This is a genomic window from Streptomyces sp. WM6386, assembly GCF_000972385.1.
Lineage (GTDB): Bacteria > Actinomycetota > Actinomycetes > Streptomycetales > Streptomycetaceae > Streptomyces.
The window spans coordinates 200,663-219,297 of record NZ_JXTE01000001.1 but is presented as its reverse complement, the minus strand read 5'-3'; the positions used below and the strand labels follow the sequence as shown (position 1 = coordinate 219,297).

The following is an 18,635-nucleotide window of genomic DNA, read 5'->3' as shown; positions in this document are numbered from 1 at the left end:
GGTCAGCCGTGCGGAAGAGCTTTTCAGCCGAGCAGGGAACGCCCGATGATCTCCTTCATGATCTCGGTCGTGCCGCCGTAGATGGTCTGGATGCGGCCGTCGGTGAAGGCCCGGGCGACGGGATATTCGCTCATGTAGCCGTAGCCGCCGTGCAGTTGCAGACAGCGGTCGGCGACCCGCTTCTGCAGCTCGGTCGACCACCACTTGGCCATGGAGGCGTGGACGGCGTCGAGTTGCCCGTTCGAGTGATCCTCGATGCAGCGGTCGAGGAACGTGCGGGTGACGGCGCACTCGGTGGCCATCTCCGCTATCTCGAAACGGATGTGCTGCTTGGTCGCCAGCGGCCGGCCGAAGGCCTCGCGCTCCTTGACGTACTCCGTGGTGATCTCCAGCAGGTGTTCGGCGGCGGCGATCGCGGAGACGGCGATGCTCAGACGCTCCTGCGCGAGGTTCGTCATCAGGTGGCCGAACGCGCCGTCGCGCTCGCCCAGGAGGTTCTCCTTGGGCACACGCACGTCGTGGAAGAACAACTCGGCCGTGTCCTGTGCCTTCTGGCCGATCTTGTCGAGGTTGCGGCCGCGCTCGAAGCCCGCCATGCCGCGCTCGACGACGAGCAGCGACAGACCGCGCGCGCCGCCTTCGGGGGTCGTCTTCGCGACCACGATCACCAGGTCGGCCAGGATGCCGTTGGAGATGAAGGTCTTGGAGCCGTTCAGGACCCAGTGGTCGCCTCGGTCCGCGGCGTGTGTGCGGATGCCCTGGAGGTCGGAGCCGGCGCCGGGTTCGGTCATGGCGATGGCGGTGATCAGGGTGCCGTCGCAGAAACCGGGCAGCCAGCGCCGCCGCTGCTCCTCGGTGGCCAGGCCGGTCAGATACGGGCCGATGATGTCGTTGTGCAGGCCGAGAGCGAGCCCGGGTGCGCCCGCGCGCGTGAACTCCTCGGCGAGGACGGCGCTGTAGCGGAAGTCGGCGGTGCCGCCACCCCCGAACTCCTCGTCCACGGCGAGCCCGAGCAGACCCTGCTCGCCGGCCGCGCGCCAGGCCTCGCGCGAGACGATGCCGTCCTTCTCCCACTGCGCGTAGTACGGCCGCACCTCCCTGGCCAGGAAGGCACGCACGGTCTCGCGGAACGCGTCGTGCTCGGGGGCGAAGATCTGCCGCTTCATTCAGGGCCCTTCGTCGCGGGGCCGTCCGGATCGAGGCCCTTCAGGAGATGGGGTACGTCCCAGTCGCGCGCCACGTCCCCGGTGTCGGCGCCGGGCCGGGCGGGGCCGGTGCGTACGGCGGTCGGGGTCGCGGAGAAGCGCGGGGCGGGCGCGGGCTGGGTGAGGCCGCCGTGGTCGGTGAAGGTGCCGCGCGCGGCGAGGTGCGGATGGTGCGGGGCCTCGCGCAGCGACAGGACGGGGGCGACGCACGCGTCCGTGCCGTCGAAGGCGGCCGTCCACTCGTCCCGCGTACGGGACGTGAAGCGGGCGGCGACGGCGTCGCGCAGCTCGCCCCAGCGGGTCCAGTCCTTGCGGGCCTCGGCGTGCTCCTCCAGGTCGAGCAGGCGTACGAACTCGGCGTAGAACTGCGGTTCCAGCGGCCCGACCGCCATGTACTTCCCGTCGGCCGTCTCATAGGTGCCGTAGTACGGGCAGCCGCCGTCCAGGAGGTTGGCGCCGCGCCGGTCCCGCCAGCCCCCGGCGGCGAGCATGCCGTGGATCATCGCCGAGAGATGGGCGGTGCCGTCGACGATCGCGGCGTCGACGACCTGGCCGGCGCCGGTGGCCCGCGCGTGGTGGAGGGCGGCGAGGACTCCTACGACGAGGTAGAGGGAGCCGCCCGCGTAGTCGCCGAGGAGGTTGGCGGGGGCCGGCGGGGGCGCGTCGGGGCTGCCGATCAGGCCGAGGGTGCCGGTGAGGGCGATGTACGCGATGTCGTGGCCGGCGCGCTGGGCGAGGGGGCCCTCCTGCCCCCAGCCGGTCATCCGGCCGTAGACGAGCCCCGGGTTGCGGGCGTGGCAGACCTCGGGGCCGATGCCGAGGCGCTCGGCGACACCGGGGCGGTAGCCCTCGATCAGGATGTCGGCGCGTTCGGCGAGGTCGAGGACGCGGGCGGCGCCGTCCGGGGCCTTGAGGTCGATGATCACCGAGCGCTTGTTGCGGTTGGTGACGTCGGACTCGGGGTCGATGGCGAGCCCGGGTCCGCCCGGCCGGTCCACGCGGACCACGTCGGCGCCCAGGTCGGCGAGGAGCATGGCGGCGAACGGGCCCGGCCCGATACCGGCCAGCTCGAGTACGCGCACGCCGGTCAGCGGGCCCTGCCCCGGCGTCGTTGCCGTTGTCATCCAGCCCCCATTGGCGTGACACAACCGATGTAACACCAGTGATGCTAAGAACCTGTTCCACCGGGCACAAGACCTGAACGAGCAAGCGCTTAGACAATCAGCCTCTCACTGCGCGTCCAGCTCCGCTGCCAGCACTTCGGCGCGATCACGCGATAGCTCTCCTCCACCCAGTCGCACAGCAGCTCCGCGGCCGGGGCACCCTTCTCCTCCAGCGGGACGCGCATCCACCCCGCCTTGCCCAGGCCGTACCCGGCGGGTTCGGCGCCGGGGCAGGTCAGGGCGTGCGCATGCGCCTCGTCGTCCTTGAGCTTGACCGTGACGCCGAGCGGATAGCTGCCGTCGCCGACACCGAGGAAGACGAACACCTTCTTGTTGACCTTGGCGACCGACTCGCCCCAGGGGCTGTATCGATGTGCGGCTCCGCCGTGTGGCCTCGACAGCGCCCGGCATCCCGAGCGCGAAGTCGCGCACCTTTTCCCACTTCTTCAGAGCATTTCTGGGCACGGCCACCGCACACCTCCGGCCTCGTCGTCGGGCCCCGCACCCCTCACGCTAGCCTCGGCCACCGACAACGGCGCGTGGTGCGGAACCGAGGGGTGTCATGAGCAGGCTGAACAGGTCGGAGCGTCCTTACGACATCGTGCTCTTCGGAGCCACCGGGTTCGTGGGGACGCTCACCGCGCAGTACCTCGCCGCGCACGCGCCCGACGGACTGCGCTGGGCGATCGCCGGTCGCAGCGAGGAGAAGCTCCAGGCGCTGCGGGAGCGGCTGCCGGGCGGCGCGGACGTCGGGGTGCTGCGGGCGGACGTGGCCGATCCGGCCTCGCTGCGGGCACTCGCCGAACAGGCGCGCGTGGTGGCCACGACGGTGGGCCCCTATGTGACCTACGGCGAGGAGCTGGTCGCGGCCTGCGCGGAGACCGGGGCGGACTATCTCGACCTCACCGGCGAGCCGGAGTTCGTGGACCGGATGTACGTCCGGCACGACGCACGCGCGCGTGAGACCGGTTCACGGCTGGTGCACGCCTGCGGCTTCGACTCGGTGCCGCACGACCTGGGGGTGTACTTCACGGTGCGGCAACTGCCGCAGGGGGTGCCGCTCACGGTGGACGGGTTCGTGACGGCGGACGCGACCTTCTCGGGCGGTACGTTCGCCTCGGCGCTGGGCCAGTTCGCGCGCGGGCGGCAGATGATCGCCGCCGCGCGGGACCGTGGTCGGCACGAGCCGCGGCTGGTGGGGCGGCGGGCGTCGACCCCGAGCGGTGCCCCGCGGTACGTCTGGGAAGTCGGCTCCTGGGCGCTGCCGCTGCCGACGATCGACCCGCAGATCGTGGGGCGGTCGGCCCGCGCGCTGGAACGTTACGGCCCCGATTTCCGCTACCGCCACTACGCGGCCGTACGCCGGCTGCCGATCGCGGTGGGTGGCGTCGCGGCCGTGGGCGCGCTCTTCGCGGCGGCCCAACTGCCGCCCGCGCGACGCTGGTTGTCCGACCGGCTCAAGCCCGGGGACGGGCCGAGCGCCGAGAAGCGCGCCAAGAGCTGGTTCAGGATCCGCTTCGTCGGCGAGGGCGGCGGCCGCCAGGTGTTCACCGAAGTGGCGGGCGGTGACCCGGGCTACGACGAGACGGCGAAGATCTTCGCCGAGGCGGCCCTGTCCCTGGCCTTCGACGACCTCCCGCCCACCTCCGGTCAGGTCACCACGGCGGTGGCGATGGGCGACGCCCTGACCGAACGGCTGCAGCGCGCGGGGATCGTCTTCCGGGTGGCCAGGAGCCGGTGACCTACAGCGGCCAGGTGGCGACCGTGTAGATCATCCCGCAGATCCAGGCCAGCCCCGCGAGCACGGCCAGGACGAGCGCGGCCATCAGAGCCCGCTCGACGGGGCGGTTCGGGTCGGCGAGCGGCTTCGGGGAGCGGTGGCGGGGCATGCGGTGCGTCGTCATGGGCACAGCCTGCCGATCATGACGGCACGCTCGCATCCGTACAGATACTCAGTTCGCGTACTCAGTCACCCAGTACGGCATCCGCTCGTACGGAACGCGCCCTCAGTCCACGGTGGGCTCCACTCGACCGTCCCTGATCCTGGTCGCCTCCTTCAGTGCCCTACGGCACAGGGAGTCCGCTCGGCGGGTCGTCTCCGGGAGGCGGTACTGGGGGGTCAACGCCAGGGTGTGCGCGCAGGCGTTGTCGAGGGTTACTCGGTGGCCGACGGAGACGAAGACCGGCTTGACGGCCTCGCGGGTGCGGAGCGCGCGGCCGACCTCCTCGGTGGCCGCGAGGAGCGGGGAGGCGCTGCCGCGTGGGGTGTCCGGGTCGTCGTAGCTGAAGGTGAAGGGGTTCTTGGCGACGCCGATGGTGGGGAGGCCGGTGAGGACGCCGAGGTGGCCGGCGAGGCCGAAGCGGCGGGGGTGGGCGAGGCCGTAGCCGTCGCAGACGACGAGGCCGGGCGGGCACGGGAGGGCGTCCAACGCGGCCATGACCGTGGGGATCTCGCGGAAGGCGAGCAGGCCGGGGACGTACGGGAAGGAGATCCGGCCGACCGCCGTGGCCTCGGCGACCACTTCGAGGGTCGCCGCGTCCAGCACGACCGCCGCGGCCGCCACGACGTCCCGCTCGTCGTCGTACGCCACGTCCACTCCGGTCACGTGCCCCGTGCCGGGCGGCGGGCCCGGCTCGTCGAGCACCACTTTCGTCCGCAACTCGTCCTGGACGGCGCGGGCCTGCTCCTCGGTCGCGGGCCAGCCCGCGGGAATGCTTACGGTCCTCATGGTGGGACGAGCGTACGTCGGCGTAGGCTCGCGATCATGTTCGTACTGGAGCTGACCTACACCGCCCCGCTCGATCAGGTCGACGCCGTGCTGGAGGCACATGTGGCCTGGCTCGACGCACAGTACGAGCGGGGTGTGTTCCTTGCCTCCGGGCGCAAGAGCCCCCGCGACGGAGGGGTGATCCTGGCCGTCGCGGAGGACCGCGCGGGGATCGAGGAGCTCGCGGCGACCGACCCGTTCGTCACGGCCGGCGTCTGCGCCTACCGCATCACCGAGTTCACGGCCACGAAGACCGCACCGGAGCTGGAGCGGTACCGCGAGTCGCCCTCCTGAAGCGTCACTTGCCGAGCGCCCGCTGCAACTGGCTCTTGTTCATGTCCGAACGACCGCTGATGTTGCGGCGCTTGGCCTCCTCGTAGAGCTGGTCGTACGTCGGACCCTGGGAGCCCTTCCCGGACCGCTGACCGCCCCTCTTCCCGGACGACATGTCCTGGGTCGAGGTGCGGCTCGCGGTCTTCGACTCCCCGGAGCGGGCGCGTTCCTTGTTGACCGTCCGCGCGGCGATCTCCTCCGCGCGCTTCTTGCTCTCGCCCCGGTCCTGGGCGCTCTCCTTGATGTGCTCGTACTGGCGTTCCCTCTTCGGGCTCGAACCACGTGGCATGTGGGCTCACTCCTTCCGCGCTCGGCGACCGGGTACCCACATTCCGGTTCAGCTCTCCAGCCGGGCCACACGCCCCTTCTCGCCGGCCGCCCAGCAGCCGAGGTCGGGGGTGCAGTCCACGGTGTCGTACGAGCCCGTGTCGACCGTGCGCCAGGTGCGGCCGCCGTCCGTGGTCAGGTCGGTGCCGGTGGGGCCGACCGCGAGAGCGGCGGTGCGGCTGTACGGGAGCCAGGCGACGCCCGAGCGGTAGGCGGGCGGCGGTGTCGCCGAGGGCTGCCAGGTGCGGCCGCCGTCCCGGGTCACCGCGCCCGCCTGCGGGGACGCCTGGTCGGGGCGGTAGTCGCCGCCGACCGCGAGGCCGTGGGTACGGTCGCGGAAGGCGAGCGCGAAGACGCCCTTGGCGGGGTCGCCCGCGGGGATCGGCGTGTCGGTGGCCGTCCAGGTCAGGCCGCGGTTGGAGGAATGCAGCACACGCGCGCGTGCCGCTCCGCCGGTGGCCAGCCAGACGTCCTTCGGGCCGGAGCTCACCAGGCACTGGCCACTGGCCGCGAACCCGGCCTCGCCCTCCAGCGCGGCGGGCATGCCGTCGTTCGGCAGCACCTTCCAGGAACGGCCGCCGTCGCTCGTCGACAGGATGCGGAACTTCCCGTCCACCGGGTCGCTCATCGCCAGGCCGTGCTTGCGGTCGAAGAAGGTGAGGCAGTCGTAGAAGGCGCGGGCGTCGGTGTTGCGGAAGGACTCGGTCCAGGTGGCCCCGCCGTCGTCGGTCCGGTACACCCGGGACGCCTCGCCCTCACCGATGGCCAGCACAACGGCCCGGCGTGCGTCGAACGCCTCGATGTCCCGGAACTGGAGTTCGCCGGCGCCGGGCACCGAGACGTTCTGCCAGGTCGCGCCGGCGTCCGTGGTGCGCAGAACGGACCCCTGGGTGCCGGAGACCCAGGCGGTGGTCCGGCTGACGGCCGACAGACCGCGGAAGCGCACCTCCGGGGTCCCGCTGTCCTTGAGTTCCCAGTGCGGCGCCCGGTGCTGCGGCGTTGCCTGTGCGGGTACGGCCGTCAGCGCGGCCAGCGCCGCCGCGCACGCCACTCCCGCGGCGAGCCGTCTGCCGGTACGTCCCCTGTGTCGCGTGCGTCGCGTGTTCCCCATGCGCCTCATGGCGGGCGAAGCTAGTCCACGCGCCCGTGGCCGTCCAGACCGCCGCCGGACGGGGCACCGGTCGCCACAAGTGCCCTTCGCGCACGGAAGGTGGCATGCGCCACTTGCGTGCATGAAAAACGGTGACCGAGGTCACTCGACTTTCATGTACACGGATTGGCCGATTCCGTCGTCTCTACCAGTACCCGGCCCCATCCGCCCGGAAGTCAGTCCAGCCGTCACTAGGGAGCAACGCGTTGTCCACTGTCATCGAGCAGCCCGTTGAGGCCCGTCTCGTCGCCGCCGCGCCGCGGATGCCGAGCATTCCCGCCACGCTGCACTACGACCGGCGCGATCCGTTCGCCGTCCGCATGACCTTCCCGGCTCCGGCCACGCTGGAGGGCGTGGAGGTCTGCTGGACCTTCTCCCGCGAGCTCCTCACGGCGGGCCTGGAGACCGCCGAGGGGCATGGCGACGTGCGGGTGCGGCCGTACGGGTACGACCGCACCGTTCTGGAGTTCCATGCGCCCGAGGGCACGGCTGTCGTGCATGTGCGTTCGGGGGAGGTACGACGGTTCCTGCAGGCTACGGCCGAGTTGGTGCCGGTGGGGCTGGAGCATCTGCAGCTCGACCTGGACGAGCAGCTGGCGGAGTTGATGCGGGACGCGTAGCGCTCCGCGGGGGTGCCGCGAAGGACCGTGGGCCGCATCGGCCGTCTGTCGTTCGCAGCGTCGTCGTGGCTTGTCGCGCGGTCCCCGCGCCCCTCGGGGGCGCGTTCAGCGCACTGTTCCCAGCAGCCCGTTGAGCTTGCCGTAGTCGAGGCCTCCCGCCAGCGACTCGTACGTTCCCGCCCCCAGCAGCTCCCGTGCGGCGCGGTCGACCAGTGCGAGCGCGGCCTGCGCGATGCCCGAACCGGCGCTCACGCGTGCGACGCCGAGCGCGGCCAGTTCCGCGACCGGCGGGGCGCCCGGGCCGGCCATGACGTTCAGCGGTCCGTCGATGCCGTCGACGAGCACCTTGACGGTTCCCGGGTCGACGGCCCCGGGGACGAAGATCCCGTCGGCGCCCGCGGCCCGGAAGGCGGCGGCCCGCTCCAGGGTGCCGTCCACGTCCCCGGCGCCCCGCAGGAGCGTGTCGATGCGGGCGTTGACGAACAGCGGCACGCCCTCGGCATCGGCGGCCTCCCGGGCGGCGGCGATCCGCTCGGCCTGTGCGGTGACGGCCCGCAGCGGCCCGGCGCCTTCCCCGTAGAGCGCGTCCTCGATGTTCACGCCGACCGCTCCCGCCGCGAGCACCGCGCGGACGGTGGTGGCGACGCCCTCCGGATCCTCGGCGTAGCCGCTCTCGACGTCCGCGCTGACGGGCACGCCGACGGCAGCCACGATGTCCGCGACGACACCGAGCGCCCGCTCCCGCTCCACCCGGTCGCCGTCCGCCGCGCCCAGGGCCCAGGCGAGCCCCGCACTGGTGGTCGCCACGGCGGCGGCACCGGCGTTCTCGACGACACGGGCGCTCGCGGTGTCCCAGGCGTTGGGCAGGACGAGCGGCCGCCCCGGAACGTGCAGGGCGTGGAAGGCGAGGGCGCGATCACGGAGCGAGGTCTGGTTCGTCATGCCGTCCAGCCAAGCAGCGGGAGCCGGGGCGGGTCCGGCAGGAATCCGACATGGACGTTCCGATGCCTCGACACCGTCCACCGCCTGGAAGGGCGTGGGCACCGACCGACCCCAGGAGCGCGGGGAACTGCGCGACCGGCCCCCTCGGGCCCGCAGCGCCTCACCGGCCCCGCGAGACCGGCTGGCCCTCACACCGCTTTCGGTCCCTCGCCCCCGTCCCCTCGCGCCCTCAGACCCCCGTCGGCGCGACGGTCGGCGTCAGCGCCGTACCCAGCTCGTCCATGATCTTCCGCAAACCCGGCGCCGCCGTCCCACTGCGCTCCCCCAAATCCGCCAGCCGCTCCTGGTGCTGTCCGCGCTCCTTGCGGGCGACCAGGGCGCTCACCCCGGCCGCGGCCGCCAGCACGACGACGGCCGCGTCCCGCTCGGAGACGTCCGCGGGCCGCACGGGCCCTTCGAGGACCTGCCGTGCCTCCTCGCGCAGTACGTCCACGAAGGCGACCCGTTCCAGGGCGTACTCGACGGTCGGGAAGAGGCCGAGGGCCCGGCGCTTGTCCGCCCGTAGGTATCCCTCGGCGGCGAGCTGTTCCCGTACGGCCTCCGCGGTCACGCGCGCGTGCAGCGGCACCCAGCTGCGCCACCGGTGCGGCCGGGACTCGCGTACGAGTTCCAGGAGTCCGTCGAGGACGGCGTCACCGGTGCGGGAGTCCATGTCGACCGGGGTGGCGATGCCGTCGTCGTCGACGAGCAGACCGCGCTGGGCCAGCTCGGTGAGGGCACCGGCCCGCACCAGGTGGGTGGTGCCGGCGAGCTCGTTCCTCGTGGTGTCCCAGGCCAGCAGATAGAGCCGGGCGGGCAGCGACAGCGAGCCGTTGGGCACGGGGCCTCCTCAAGGTGCGATCGGGTCTCACGTTAATTCGTTGACAGCCTTCACGCCCTCTCCTACGGTGTATGACGGTCCTGTTGCCGTCGATTGGAGAAGGACGTTGCTCGTCTGAGGTCCTGAGACACCCGCGTCACACACCACCTGTGTGCGCTGCGTGCGACCTCGGCGTTCGAGCCGTCCTCCGGTGCAGGGCTCTTCTCATGCCCGCGGAGTCTGACTCCCCTTGGTCACAGGTGTCTCGATACGCGTTTGCCCCCTGTCGCATCGAGCAACCGCGAGGCCCGTATGTCTACTTCCCTCACCTGCACGTCCCTCTCCTTCACCTGGCCCGACGGCACCCCCGTCTTCGAGGACCTGGACATCGCCTTCGGCCCGGGCCGGACCGGGCTGGTCGGCGTCAACGGGTCGGGCAAGTCCACCCTGTTGAAGCTGATCGCCGGTGAACTCACCCCGGTCGACGGTGCCGTGCGCGTCGCGGGCGAGGTGGGTTACCTGCCGCAGAGCGTCACGCTCGACACCGGCCTGAAGGTCGACGAGGCGCTCGGTATCGCCGACCGGCGCGCCGCGCTGCACGCCATCGAGGCGGGCGACGTGGCGGAGGAGCACTTCGAGACCGTCGGCGACGACTGGGACGTCGAAGAGCGCGCCCTGGCCACGCTCGGTGAACTCGGCCTCGGCGACATCGGGTTGGACCGCACGATCGGCGAGGTGTCCGGCGGCGAGTCGGTGCTCCTGCGGCTGGCGGCGCTGCTGCTGCGCCGCCCGGACGTACTGCTCCTGGACGAGCCGACGAACAACCTGGATCTGTACGCCCGCCGGCGGCTCTACGCGGCCGTGGCGTCCTGGCCCGGTGTCATGATCGTGGTCAGCCACGACCGTGAACTCCTGGACCTGGTGGACCAGATCGCCGATCTGCGCTCCGGCGAGGTCACCTGGTACGGCGGCACCTTCTCCGCCTACGAGGAGGCTCTGGCCGTCGAACAGGAGGCTGCGGAACGGATGATGCGGGTCGCCGAGGCGGATCTGAAGAAGCAGAAGCGCGAACTGTCGGATGCCCAGATGAAGTTGGCCCGCCGCAAGCGGTACGGGCAGAAGATGTGGGACCAGAAGCGCGAGCCGAAGATCGTCATGGGGGCGCGCAAGCGCGCGGCGCAGGAGTCCGCGGGCAAGCACCGCATCATGCACGAGGAGCGGCTCGCCGAGGCCAGGGAACGGCTGGACGAGGCGGTGGAGGCGATACGGGACGACGACGAGATCCGCGTCGAGCTGCCGTACACAGCCGTACCGCCGGGCCGGAACGTCCTGACCCTCATGGATCTGGAGCTGGCGTACGGGGCCCAGGTGAGAGGCGGCTTCGACCTGCGCGGACCCGAACGGATCGCGCTGATCGGGCGCAACGGCGCGGGCAAGACGACGCTGTTGCGGACCGTCGCCGGGGAGCTGGAGCCGGTGGCGGGCGAGGCGACGGCACATGTGCCGCTGCGTTTCCTGCCCCAGCGTCTGGACGTGCTCGACGACGAGCTCAGCGTCGCCGAGAACGTGGCCCGGTTCGCGCCGGGCGCCACCAACAACCGGGTGCGGGCCCGCCTGGCCCGCTTCCTGTTCCGGGGCGCCCGCGCCGACCAGCAGGCGGCGACCCTGTCCGGCGGCGAACGCTTCCGGGCGGCGCTGGCCGCGCTGATGCTGGCCGAGCCGGCGCCGCAGCTGCTGATGCTGGACGAGCCGACGAACAACCTCGACATGGCGAGCGTGCGGCAGCTGACGACCGCGCTGGAGTCGTACGAGGGGGCGCTGATCGTGGCCAGCCACGACCTGCCGTTCCTGGAGTCGATCGGCATCACGCGCTGGCTGCTGCTGGACGGTGAACTGCGGGAAACGACGCCGGAGGCTGTCGGCTAGCCGGGTACGCGGCGCTCCGGGTGCCCCTTCCGCCGGGAGGGCACCCGGGCGCCCGGCCCGCGCCCGCGCACACGCCGAATGAGCTGCTCGCGGCGCCGGGCTCGGTTACCGCCGCGTATCTCAGGAGGGCCACAGCCTGGCACCGGGGGTTTTGTGCGCGCGGGCCCGCCCTGCATGATGGCTGACCGGTGCCGCTTTTCCGGGGTGCCGTCCATGCCGCCGTTACGGAGTTCCTCGTGCCCAGCAAGAAGGCCCTCGTCCGCCGCCCCAGCCCGCGCCTCGCCGAAGGACTGGTGACGCACATCGAGCGCGAGAAGATCGACCTCGATCTCGCGGTCGAGCAGTGGGAGGCCTACGTCGAGGCCCTGCGCGCACACGGCTGGGACACGGTCGAGGTGGATCCGGCCGACGACTGCCCGGACTCCGTGTTCGTCGAGGACACGGTCGTCATGTACAAGAACGTCGCGCTCATCACCCGGCCCGGCGCCGAGTCCCGGCGCCAGGAGACCGCCGGCGTCGAGGAGGCGGTGGCCTCGCTCGGCTGCTCGGTGAACTGGGTGTGGGAGCCCGGCACGCTCGACGGCGGCGACGTCCTGAAGGTCGGCGACACGATCTACGTCGGGCGCGGCGGCCGGACCAACGCGGCCGGCGTGCAGCAGCTGCGGGCCGCCTTCGAGCCGCTCGGGGCGCGGGTCGTCGCGGTGCCGGTGAGCAAGGTGCTGCATCTGAAGTCGGCGGTCACCGCGCTCCCTGACGGAACGGTGATCGGACACATCCCGAAGGTGGACCGGCCCTCGCTCTTCCCGCGCTTCCTGTCGGTGCCCGAGGCGGCCGGCGGCCACGTCGTGCTGCTCGGCGGCCATAAGCTGCTCATCTCGGCGAGCGCGCCGAAGACGACGGAACTGCTCGCCGACCTCGGCCACGAACCCGTCGTCGTCGACATCAGCGAGTTCGAGAAGCTCGAGGGATGTGTGACATGCCTCTCGGTCCGGATGCGGGAGCTGTACGCCTGACCGAGTGAGCAGATCACCCGTTCGGTCCCGGACCTGCGGTCCTGGAGCCTTTGGGCAGGCCCTGGAACATGTGCTGATCAGGGATCTTTACAACGTGCTTAACCTACGGTCTCGTAACCTACGGATTCGTAGCCTACGCTTTCGTAAGTTCCACAGAATCCGGCAACCGCTCGCCGGTTTGTTCAGCTTTGTCACACGTCCCCCTGGAGTCCCCGTGACGATCGCCACCCCTCACCTCGGCAGCCCTTCCGTCTGGACCGACGCCAAGCTGCTGTACGCCCTGGAGGAAGTGGTCGAGCAGGAACTCAACCGGCATCTCAAGGTCACCAAGGACTGGATGCCGCACGAGTACGTGCCGTGGAGCGACGGCCGTAACTTCCCCGGCTTCTTCGAGGACGGCGAGGCCTGGGACAAGGAGCAGTCGAAGGTCACCGAGATCGGCCGCATCGCGCTCGTGGTGAACCTCCTGACCGAGGACAACCTCCCCAGCTACCACCACGAGATCGCCTCGCTCTTCGGCCGCGACGGCGCCTGGGGCACCTGGGTGCACCGCTGGACCGCCGAGGAGGGCCGCCACGGCATCGTGATGCGCGACTACCTCCTCGCCTCGCGCGCGGTGGACCCGGACAAGCTGGAAGCGTTCCGCATGTCCCACATGAGCGAGGGCTTCGAGTCGGACAACCGGCACTCGATGCTGCACTCGGTGGCCTACGTCGCCTTCCAGGAGCTGGCGACCCGCGTCTCGCACCGCAACACCGGCCACCAGTCGGGCGACCCGGTCTGCGACCGCATGCTGGCGCGCATCGCGACCGACGAGAACCTCCACATGGTCTTCTACCGCAACCTCCTGAAGGCCGCGTTCGAGCTGGCCCCCGACCTGACCATGCAGGCCGTGCGCGACGTCCTCGTCAACTTCCGCATGCCCGGCCACGGCATGCCCGGCTTCGAGCGGTTCGCGGCGCAGATGGCGATCGGCGAGGTGTACAACCTGCGCATCCACCACGACGACGTCATCCAGCCGGTACTGCGGTTCCTGAAGGTCATGGACATCGACGGTCTCGGCCCCGAGGGACAGAAGGCGCAGGACGAGATCGGCCTGTACATGGGCGGTCTCGACTCGGAGGCCTCCAAGTTCGACGAGAAGCTCGCCGCGCGCAAGGCGCGGCTGGCGGCGCGCGCCGCCGGCTGACGTCACCCAGGAGCACACGAGCCGGCCCGCGCGGAGAAATTTTCCGCGCGGGCCGGCTTCCGTCTGCGGCATCATGCGGCAATGCGGCAGAACAGCACGGTGGAACAGGCGGTCGGCTCCCTGCTCGGCCTGGTCGACGGGGAGACCGCCGAGCGGGTACGGGCACGGACCGGGCTGCCCTCTCCCGAGCGCCCCAAGGCCACCGCGGAGCGGTTGCGACGGGCATGGACGTGGGCGACGCACCTGCCGGCCTCGGTGGCGCTGTGGATTCTCGAGAACGACGATCCGGAGCTCAACGCTGTCGTGTGGAGGTACATCAGCACCGACTCCGGGCTGCGCAGGGCCATCGCGCGCGGTGTGCCGTTCGGTCCCGGCCGCGCCGGCACCATCCCCGTCGACCGCACGCTCCCGGGGGCGGAGGACGAGATCCCCGAGAGCTACGTCCGCCATGGCCTCGTCGGCTCTCTGCGCGAGGTGGATTCCATGGCCGCGGGACGCGCCGCCGCCTCCATGGTGCTGACGCGCGCCGACTGGCAGACCGTCGGCGAGGCCGACGCCGTGCACCCACTGCCCGGTTACGCGCGCTGGGCGCTGTCCGTGCGCCCGGACTGTCCGCCCCTGGTGCGTGAACCCTTCGGTTCACACGCCAAGTTCAGGCACCGGCTCCGCCAGGCGGGCGTGTACGACAGTCCCGCCGAGTACGTGATGTCCGAGGGGCCGGCCATCCGCGTCCTCGAAGTGCTCGCGATGGGGCACGTGCTGTTCCCGAACCGCGTCCAGGAGGCCGAGAACGCGCTCCGCCCGCTGGTCCGGGAGCACTTGGGCGACCGTGAGGAGGCGTGGGCGGTGCTGGCCCAGCTGGTGGAGAGCTTCCACGGGAACGTGCCCGAACTCGTGGTGACCGCCGGCGCCATCGCCTAGGCGACAGGGCCCAGGGGGGCGGGGCGGCTGGATTCGAACCAGCGTGTTCTGGTTTTGGAGACCGGTGCGCCTGCCTCTGCGCTACGACCCCGCCCTTGACACCAGATCGTAATGCCTTGGCCCGATGTCAGTGGGCCCTGGTACCAATGAGGCACGGGGGCAGGTCAGTACGGGGGGCACGAGATGGCGTACGGAGAGCGGGGCGGCGTCCCCCGGTGGTCGACCTCGCCGACCGCAGGGCACTGGAGGCGTACCGCCCGGCGGATCCGGGGGCGGTGGAGGAGGCGCGGCGGCTCAAGGAGGCCGCGCTGCTGGACTTCGGGCTGACGCAGTCGGCGGTGGCGTCCTGGCTGTACGCGAAGTGCCACCACCAGATCCCGACGACCGCGATCGACACAACGGCCGTGGTGGCGTCCGGCGACGGCACCTGTCTGCTGCTGTTCAACCCGGACTTTTTCGTCGGACTCGGCCTGGACGGCGTGAAGTTCCTCCTGTTCCACGAAGCCCGCCACCTCGTGCACCGCCATCTGTTCGCCGAACCGGAGCTGCGCGACGACCCGGTCTTCGAGCTGGCCGCCGAAGTGTCCATCAACCATGTCGCACTGGTCCGGCTCGGCAGACGCGAACTGCCTCTGCTGGACGGCCGACAGGCATCGACCCGCACAAGGTGTATGAGCACTACCGCGCGGACCTCACGACCCACGGCCTGGAGCCGGTGCCCTACGAGACGTTCACCGAGACGGACCTGCGGGTCTACGGCGAGCTGAAGCGGATGCACCGCCCGCCGGTCCCGGAGCGCCGGCTGTGCGTGCACCTGGCGGACGGCGCCCCGGTCCCGGCCGACCAGGAGACCGTCGACGCGGTCACCTCCTCCGCGCTGCTCAACTCCCTGCTGGCGGCCCGGCGCGGGCACGCGGGCGCGGAGCGGGAGCTGCTCGACTTCATGGACCGCACCCAGGACGGCAACGCCCGGGCGGCCCGGATCTGGGGGAATCTGGGCGCGGGCATGCTGCGCGGCGAGACCACGCGCACGCGTACGGTCGACTGGTGGCAGCGCTGGCTGGTCGACGTCCTCGGCTCCAGACTGCGCGACGGCGAACGGCTGGTGTACCCGAAGAAGCGCGGTGCCCTGCTCGCGGCCCTCGGCCAGGATCCGATGCCGGCGCGGCGCGGCCCGGTGCGGGACAAGGTGCTGGTCGTCGCGTACGACACCTCGGGCTCGATGCCGCACCATGTGATCACCTGGCTCACCGAACTCGTGGGCCGGATCGACGGCGTTCAGGCGCACTGGCTGTCCTTCGACGCCGTGGTGATGCCCTTCGTGCCGGGCGAGCGGGTCTACGGCGGTGGCGGTACCAGCTTCCAGGTCGTCGCGGACTATGTGGAGGGCCGTACGGAGGTGAAGGGACGGCGGTTCGAGGAGACCCCGGACGCCGTCGTGGTGCTCACCGACGGATACGCGCCGGGGAGGGCGGCGACGACAGCGACGTCGTCCACCAGATCCTCGCCAACGCGGAGCTGTCCCAGCTCAAGAAGCACCGCGCGGTGGTGGCACGTCTGGTCGCGCTGTTGCCGGCGAAGCTTCGGGCGACGTATCTCGTGGGGGCGTCGGAGCGGCAGCAGCGGTTCTGGACGGAGGTGTTCCTGGGGATGCGGAGACAGTGAGTCTCAGGCGTCGGGCGGGGCTGTCCTGTGCACGCTCCGTACGGCGGCCACGTCGGAGGGGACCGCCGGCCGCGGAAGGTGTGCGCTGAGCGCCTCCAGGCGGCGTTTGACGCTGGCCGCGATGCCATGGCCCAGGACGAAGCGCGTGGCCGTGACGGCGCGAGGTGCGGTGTCGAGGAGGCGGTGGGCCTCGCGGCTGCGCATGCCGGTGTGGGTCAGGACCAGGTGGGTCAGGCGGTGCTCGGCGGCGGCCAGGGTCTCGGCCATCGTCTCGGCGGCCCTCAGGTCGATGTGGTTGTCGGCAGCGCCCAGGACCGCCGCCGCGCGCACCCGGCCCAGGTCCAGCAAGGTGACCCCGGCCGCGGTGGCCGCCGTCACCAGCCGGGCGGCGGCCCGTGGTCCGATGCCGTCGCTGGCGACGGCGAGACGGGTGAGCCGTCCGTGCGGCGCCCGCTCCAGGGCCTCGGCCAGGCGGAGCGCTCCCGCGTCCTGCAACCGGGCGGCGGACACATACAGTTCGTCGATCGCGCCGGCCGCCACGACCGTGCCGAGCGCTTCCGCTCCCGCCTCCCCCAGCGGGTTGCCGCCGACGAAGAGCCGCTCGATACGGCGCCCGTTGCCCGCGGCCGCCAGCAGCGCGTCGGCGAGGACGACGGCGCCGGCCGCGTCGAGGCCGGTCTGGACAAGGTCGAGGGTGCGCAACGACCGTGCGGACTCGATGAGTTCAGCCGCCGCCCGCCCTCCCCCGGCGCCCAGCGGATTGCGTTTGAGCCACACCCCGGTCACAACCTGCGGAGAGGCCCGCAGCTGGTCGGCGATCCGGCAGGCGCCGCCCGCGGTGATCCCGTTGCAGCCGAGGTAGAGCGTCTCGACGTCCTCGCCCGCCCCGGCCACGACGGCCGCCCCCGTATCTCCCAGCCCGTCCGTGCCGAGCAGCAGGTGCCGTACGGGAGAGGGCCCTTGGGCGAGCGCCCCGGCGACCAGGGCGGCGCCCTCGGCACCCAGCTCCTGCTTGCACAGGTCGAGGCGGCCGTCGGGCAGGGCCGTGCCCGCCGGGAAGTCCAGCCGTTCCCCGGCCGGGCGCCCGGCACGCAACCAGTCCAGCAGCGGGCCGAGTTCGGCGACCGGGCGCGGCACGACGGACGGCACACCGGCGAACCCGTCCGCCGCCGGCCGTTTCCCCTCGTCCGAGGTCACCACTGCGCCTCCCGATAGTCCTTGAGGAACACCCCGGAGACCGGATCCCCGGCCTCGCCCCGCACGATCGGGTCGTACACCCGGGCCGCCCCGTCCACCACGTCCAGCGGTGTCCGGAACCCGGCCTGGGCCATCCGTGCCTTCTTCGGCGCCGGGTTCTCGTCGGTGATCCAGCCGGTGTCGACGGCGCACATGTGGACGCCCTGCTCGGCGAGTTCGGCGGCGCTGGTGCGGGTGAGCATGTTGAGGGCGGCCTTGGCCATGTTGGTGTGGGGATGACCGGCCATCTTGTTGCGGACGGCGAAACGGCCCTCCACCGCGGTCACGTTGACCACGTACCGGCGCGGCCGCGGCGAGGCGAGCAGCAGGGGCAGCAGCCGGTCGCACAGCAGGGCCGGGGCGAGGGCGTTGACGAGCTGGGTCTCCAGCACCTCGGCCGGGTCGAGGGCGCCGAGCCGGGCCGACCAGGAGTTCTCCGGGGACGGATCGGGCAGCAGTCCGGCCTCGTCGGCCTCGCGCAGGGCCGCCGGCAAGGACGCCGCGCCGCTCTCCAGCATCCGCATCGGCGTGAAGCCGGGTGCCTGGCGCGCTCCCTCGGGCAGCGCGTCGTACTCCCCGGAGGAGAGCAGCGCGTACGACTCGGGCGGCCGCCGCACGGTCTGCGCGGCGTTGTTGACGAGAATGTCGAGCGGCTCGCCCTCCTGCCGCAACTCCTCGCACAGGCCGAGCACTTGGCGCGGGTCACGCAGGTCGACGGCGAACACGCTGAGGCGGTCGAGCCACTTCCCGCTGCCCGGCTCGGCGCGGAAGCGGCGCACGGTGTCGTGCGGGAAGCGCGAGGTGACCAGGACCTCCGCGCCGTCGCGCAGCATCATCAGCGCCAGCTGGAAACCGATCTTCACCCGGCCGCCGGTGAGCAGCACACGGCGCCCGCCGAGGTCACAGCTCAGCGCCCGCCGGGCCGTGTTGTCGGCGGCACAGGCGGGGCAGAGGCGGTGGTAGAAGGCATCGACGTGTTGATAGGGCGCCTTGCAGACATAGCAGGTGCGCGGCTTGCGGAAGACACCTGGATCGCCGGATCCGGCCAGGGGCGCGTCCTCGCGGCGGCTCGGCGCGCCGGTCGCGGTCGCGGCCATGGCCCGCGCGTCGGCGGCGGAAGCTTCGGCACCCCGCGTCCTGCGCCGCCGCAGCCGCCCGTCGCGGGCGAAGGAGGCGGCGACCTGCTCGGCGCGCAACCGCACCGGATCGTCGACGGGCAGGGCCCGCAACTTGCCCACGACCTGGTGGAAGGCGGCCAGTTCCGCCTCGGTGACCGCCTCGTGCCCCGAAACGGACAGTCCCGCCTCCATGATCGCCC

General features: G+C 71.8%; 19 protein-coding genes, 1 tRNA gene and 1 pseudogene. 8 read left to right on the top strand and 13 right to left on the bottom strand.

Annotation, left to right across the window (positions count from 1 at the left end):
• Positions 1–23 precede the first annotated feature (23 nt).
• The 3 genes and pseudogenes from TN53_RS00925 to TN53_RS00915 all read right to left on the bottom strand — a co-directional run bounded on the left by TN53_RS00925 (position 24) and on the right by TN53_RS00915 (position 2,779).
• Positions 24–1,166 carry an acyl-CoA dehydrogenase family protein gene (locus tag TN53_RS00925; protein ID WP_046256314.1) on the bottom strand — a complete coding sequence of 381 codons (1,143 nt, stop codon included), beginning with the start codon at positions 1,164–1,166 and terminating at the stop codon, positions 24–26.
• Complete coding sequence (locus tag TN53_RS00920) at positions 1,163–2,329, bottom strand: CaiB/BaiF CoA transferase family protein (RefSeq protein WP_046256313.1); 1,167 nt, start codon at positions 2,327–2,329, stop codon at positions 1,163–1,165. The genes TN53_RS00925 and TN53_RS00920 overlap by 4 nt, the downstream gene beginning before the upstream one ends.
• Positions 2,330–2,434: 105 nt before the next feature.
• Positions 2,435–2,779: pseudogene (locus tag TN53_RS00915) on the bottom strand (MmcQ/YjbR family DNA-binding protein).
• A 151-nt stretch (positions 2,780–2,930) separates the two neighbouring features.
• On the opposite strand from TN53_RS00915, the gene TN53_RS00910 reads away from it, so the two are divergent.
• Positions 2,931–4,109, top strand: a complete 1,179-nt coding sequence (locus TN53_RS00910; protein WP_046256312.1) for a saccharopine dehydrogenase family protein — start codon at positions 2,931–2,933, stop codon at positions 4,107–4,109.
• 1 nt (position 4,110) lies between these two features.
• Here TN53_RS00910 and mmpA read toward each other — a convergent pair whose 3' ends face one another.
• A complete protein-coding gene (gene mmpA / locus TN53_RS47185) occupies positions 4,111–4,272 on the bottom strand; it encodes a morphogenic membrane protein MmpA (RefSeq protein ID WP_095046219.1) in 162 nt (53 codons plus the stop codon).
• 102 nt (positions 4,273–4,374) lie between these two features.
• Complete coding sequence (locus TN53_RS00905) at positions 4,375–5,097, bottom strand: endonuclease V (protein ID WP_046256311.1); 723 nt, start codon at positions 5,095–5,097, stop codon at positions 4,375–4,377.
• A 36-nt stretch (positions 5,098–5,133) separates the two neighbouring features.
• Here TN53_RS00905 and TN53_RS00900 point away from each other — a divergent pair, with 36 nt between their 5' ends.
• A complete protein-coding gene (locus TN53_RS00900; RefSeq protein WP_046256310.1) occupies positions 5,134–5,430 on the top strand; it encodes a YciI family protein in 297 nt (98 codons plus the stop codon).
• 4 nt (positions 5,431–5,434) lie between these two features.
• Here TN53_RS00900 and TN53_RS00895 read toward each other — a convergent pair whose 3' ends face one another.
• Together TN53_RS00895 and TN53_RS00890 are read right to left on the bottom strand one after the other, a co-directional pair.
• Positions 5,435–5,758 (bottom strand): plasmid stabilization protein, encoded by a 324-nt coding sequence (locus TN53_RS00895; RefSeq protein WP_046256309.1) that lies wholly within the window; start codon positions 5,756–5,758, stop codon positions 5,435–5,437.
• A 48-nt stretch (positions 5,759–5,806) separates the two neighbouring features.
• Positions 5,807–6,907 carry a WD40/YVTN/BNR-like repeat-containing protein gene (locus tag TN53_RS00890; RefSeq protein ID WP_046256308.1) on the bottom strand — a complete coding sequence of 367 codons (1,101 nt, stop codon included), beginning with the start codon at positions 6,905–6,907 and terminating at the stop codon, positions 5,807–5,809.
• A gap of 245 nt (positions 6,908–7,152) precedes the next feature.
• Between TN53_RS00890 and TN53_RS00885 the strand changes: the two genes are divergently transcribed.
• Complete coding sequence (locus TN53_RS00885) at positions 7,153–7,566, top strand: SsgA family sporulation/cell division regulator (RefSeq protein WP_046256307.1); 414 nt, start codon at positions 7,153–7,155, stop codon at positions 7,564–7,566.
• Between the two features lie 105 nt (positions 7,567–7,671).
• On the opposite strand, the gene TN53_RS00880 is transcribed toward TN53_RS00885, so the two are convergent.
• Positions 7,672–8,508 (bottom strand): isocitrate lyase/PEP mutase family protein, encoded by an 837-nt coding sequence (locus tag TN53_RS00880; protein ID WP_046256306.1) that lies wholly within the window; start codon positions 8,506–8,508, stop codon positions 7,672–7,674.
• Positions 8,509–8,737: 229 nt separating this feature from the next.
• The gene (locus TN53_RS00875; protein WP_046256305.1) at positions 8,738–9,388 is read right to left on the bottom strand and encodes a GOLPH3/VPS74 family protein; all 651 of its coding nucleotides are present in this window, start codon (positions 9,386–9,388) and stop codon (positions 8,738–8,740) included.
• Between the two features lie 291 nt (positions 9,389–9,679).
• Between TN53_RS00875 and TN53_RS00870 the strand changes: the two genes are divergently transcribed.
• From TN53_RS00870 to TN53_RS00855, 4 genes are all read left to right on the top strand, one after another.
• A complete protein-coding gene (locus TN53_RS00870) occupies positions 9,680–11,293 on the top strand; it encodes an ABC-F family ATP-binding cassette domain-containing protein (protein WP_046256304.1) in 1,614 nt (537 codons plus the stop codon).
• Between the two features lie 236 nt (positions 11,294–11,529).
• Entirely contained in the window at positions 11,530–12,306 is a 777-nt protein-coding gene (gene ddaH, locus TN53_RS00865) for a dimethylargininase (protein WP_046256303.1), read from the top strand.
• A 214-nt stretch (positions 12,307–12,520) separates the two neighbouring features.
• Complete coding sequence (locus TN53_RS00860) at positions 12,521–13,495, top strand: acyl-ACP desaturase (protein WP_046256302.1); 975 nt, start codon at positions 12,521–12,523, stop codon at positions 13,493–13,495.
• Between the two features lie 81 nt (positions 13,496–13,576).
• Positions 13,577–14,416 (top strand): hypothetical protein, encoded by an 840-nt coding sequence (locus tag TN53_RS00855; RefSeq protein WP_046256301.1) that lies wholly within the window; start codon positions 13,577–13,579, stop codon positions 14,414–14,416.
• 17 nt (positions 14,417–14,433) lie between these two features.
• Here the strand turns inward: TN53_RS00855 and TN53_RS00850 are convergent.
• A tRNA-Trp gene (locus TN53_RS00850) sits at positions 14,434–14,509 on the bottom strand.
• 122 nt (positions 14,510–14,631) lie between these two features.
• Here TN53_RS00850 and TN53_RS49435 point away from each other — a divergent pair.
• A complete protein-coding gene (locus TN53_RS49435; protein WP_420719067.1) occupies positions 14,632–15,183 on the top strand; it encodes a DUF2201 family putative metallopeptidase in 552 nt (183 codons plus the stop codon).
• Here the strand turns inward: TN53_RS49435 and TN53_RS49430 are convergent.
• The 3 genes from TN53_RS49430 to TN53_RS00835 form a co-directional block, all read right to left on the bottom strand.
• A complete protein-coding gene (locus tag TN53_RS49430; RefSeq protein ID WP_420719066.1) occupies positions 15,170–15,667 on the bottom strand; it encodes a hypothetical protein in 498 nt (165 codons plus the stop codon). The genes TN53_RS49435 and TN53_RS49430 overlap by 14 nt on opposite strands.
• 417 nt (positions 15,668–16,084) lie before the next feature.
• Positions 16,085–17,278, bottom strand: coding sequence for a ribonuclease inhibitor (locus TN53_RS00840; RefSeq protein ID WP_095046228.1), 1,194 nt, complete (start codon positions 17,276–17,278; stop codon positions 16,085–16,087).
• Positions 17,275–18,627, bottom strand: a complete 1,353-nt coding sequence (locus tag TN53_RS00835) for an SDR family NAD(P)-dependent oxidoreductase (RefSeq protein ID WP_046256300.1) — start codon at positions 18,625–18,627, stop codon at positions 17,275–17,277. The genes TN53_RS00840 and TN53_RS00835 overlap by 4 nt, the downstream gene beginning before the upstream one ends.
• Between the last annotated feature and the right edge of the window lie 8 nt (positions 18,628–18,635).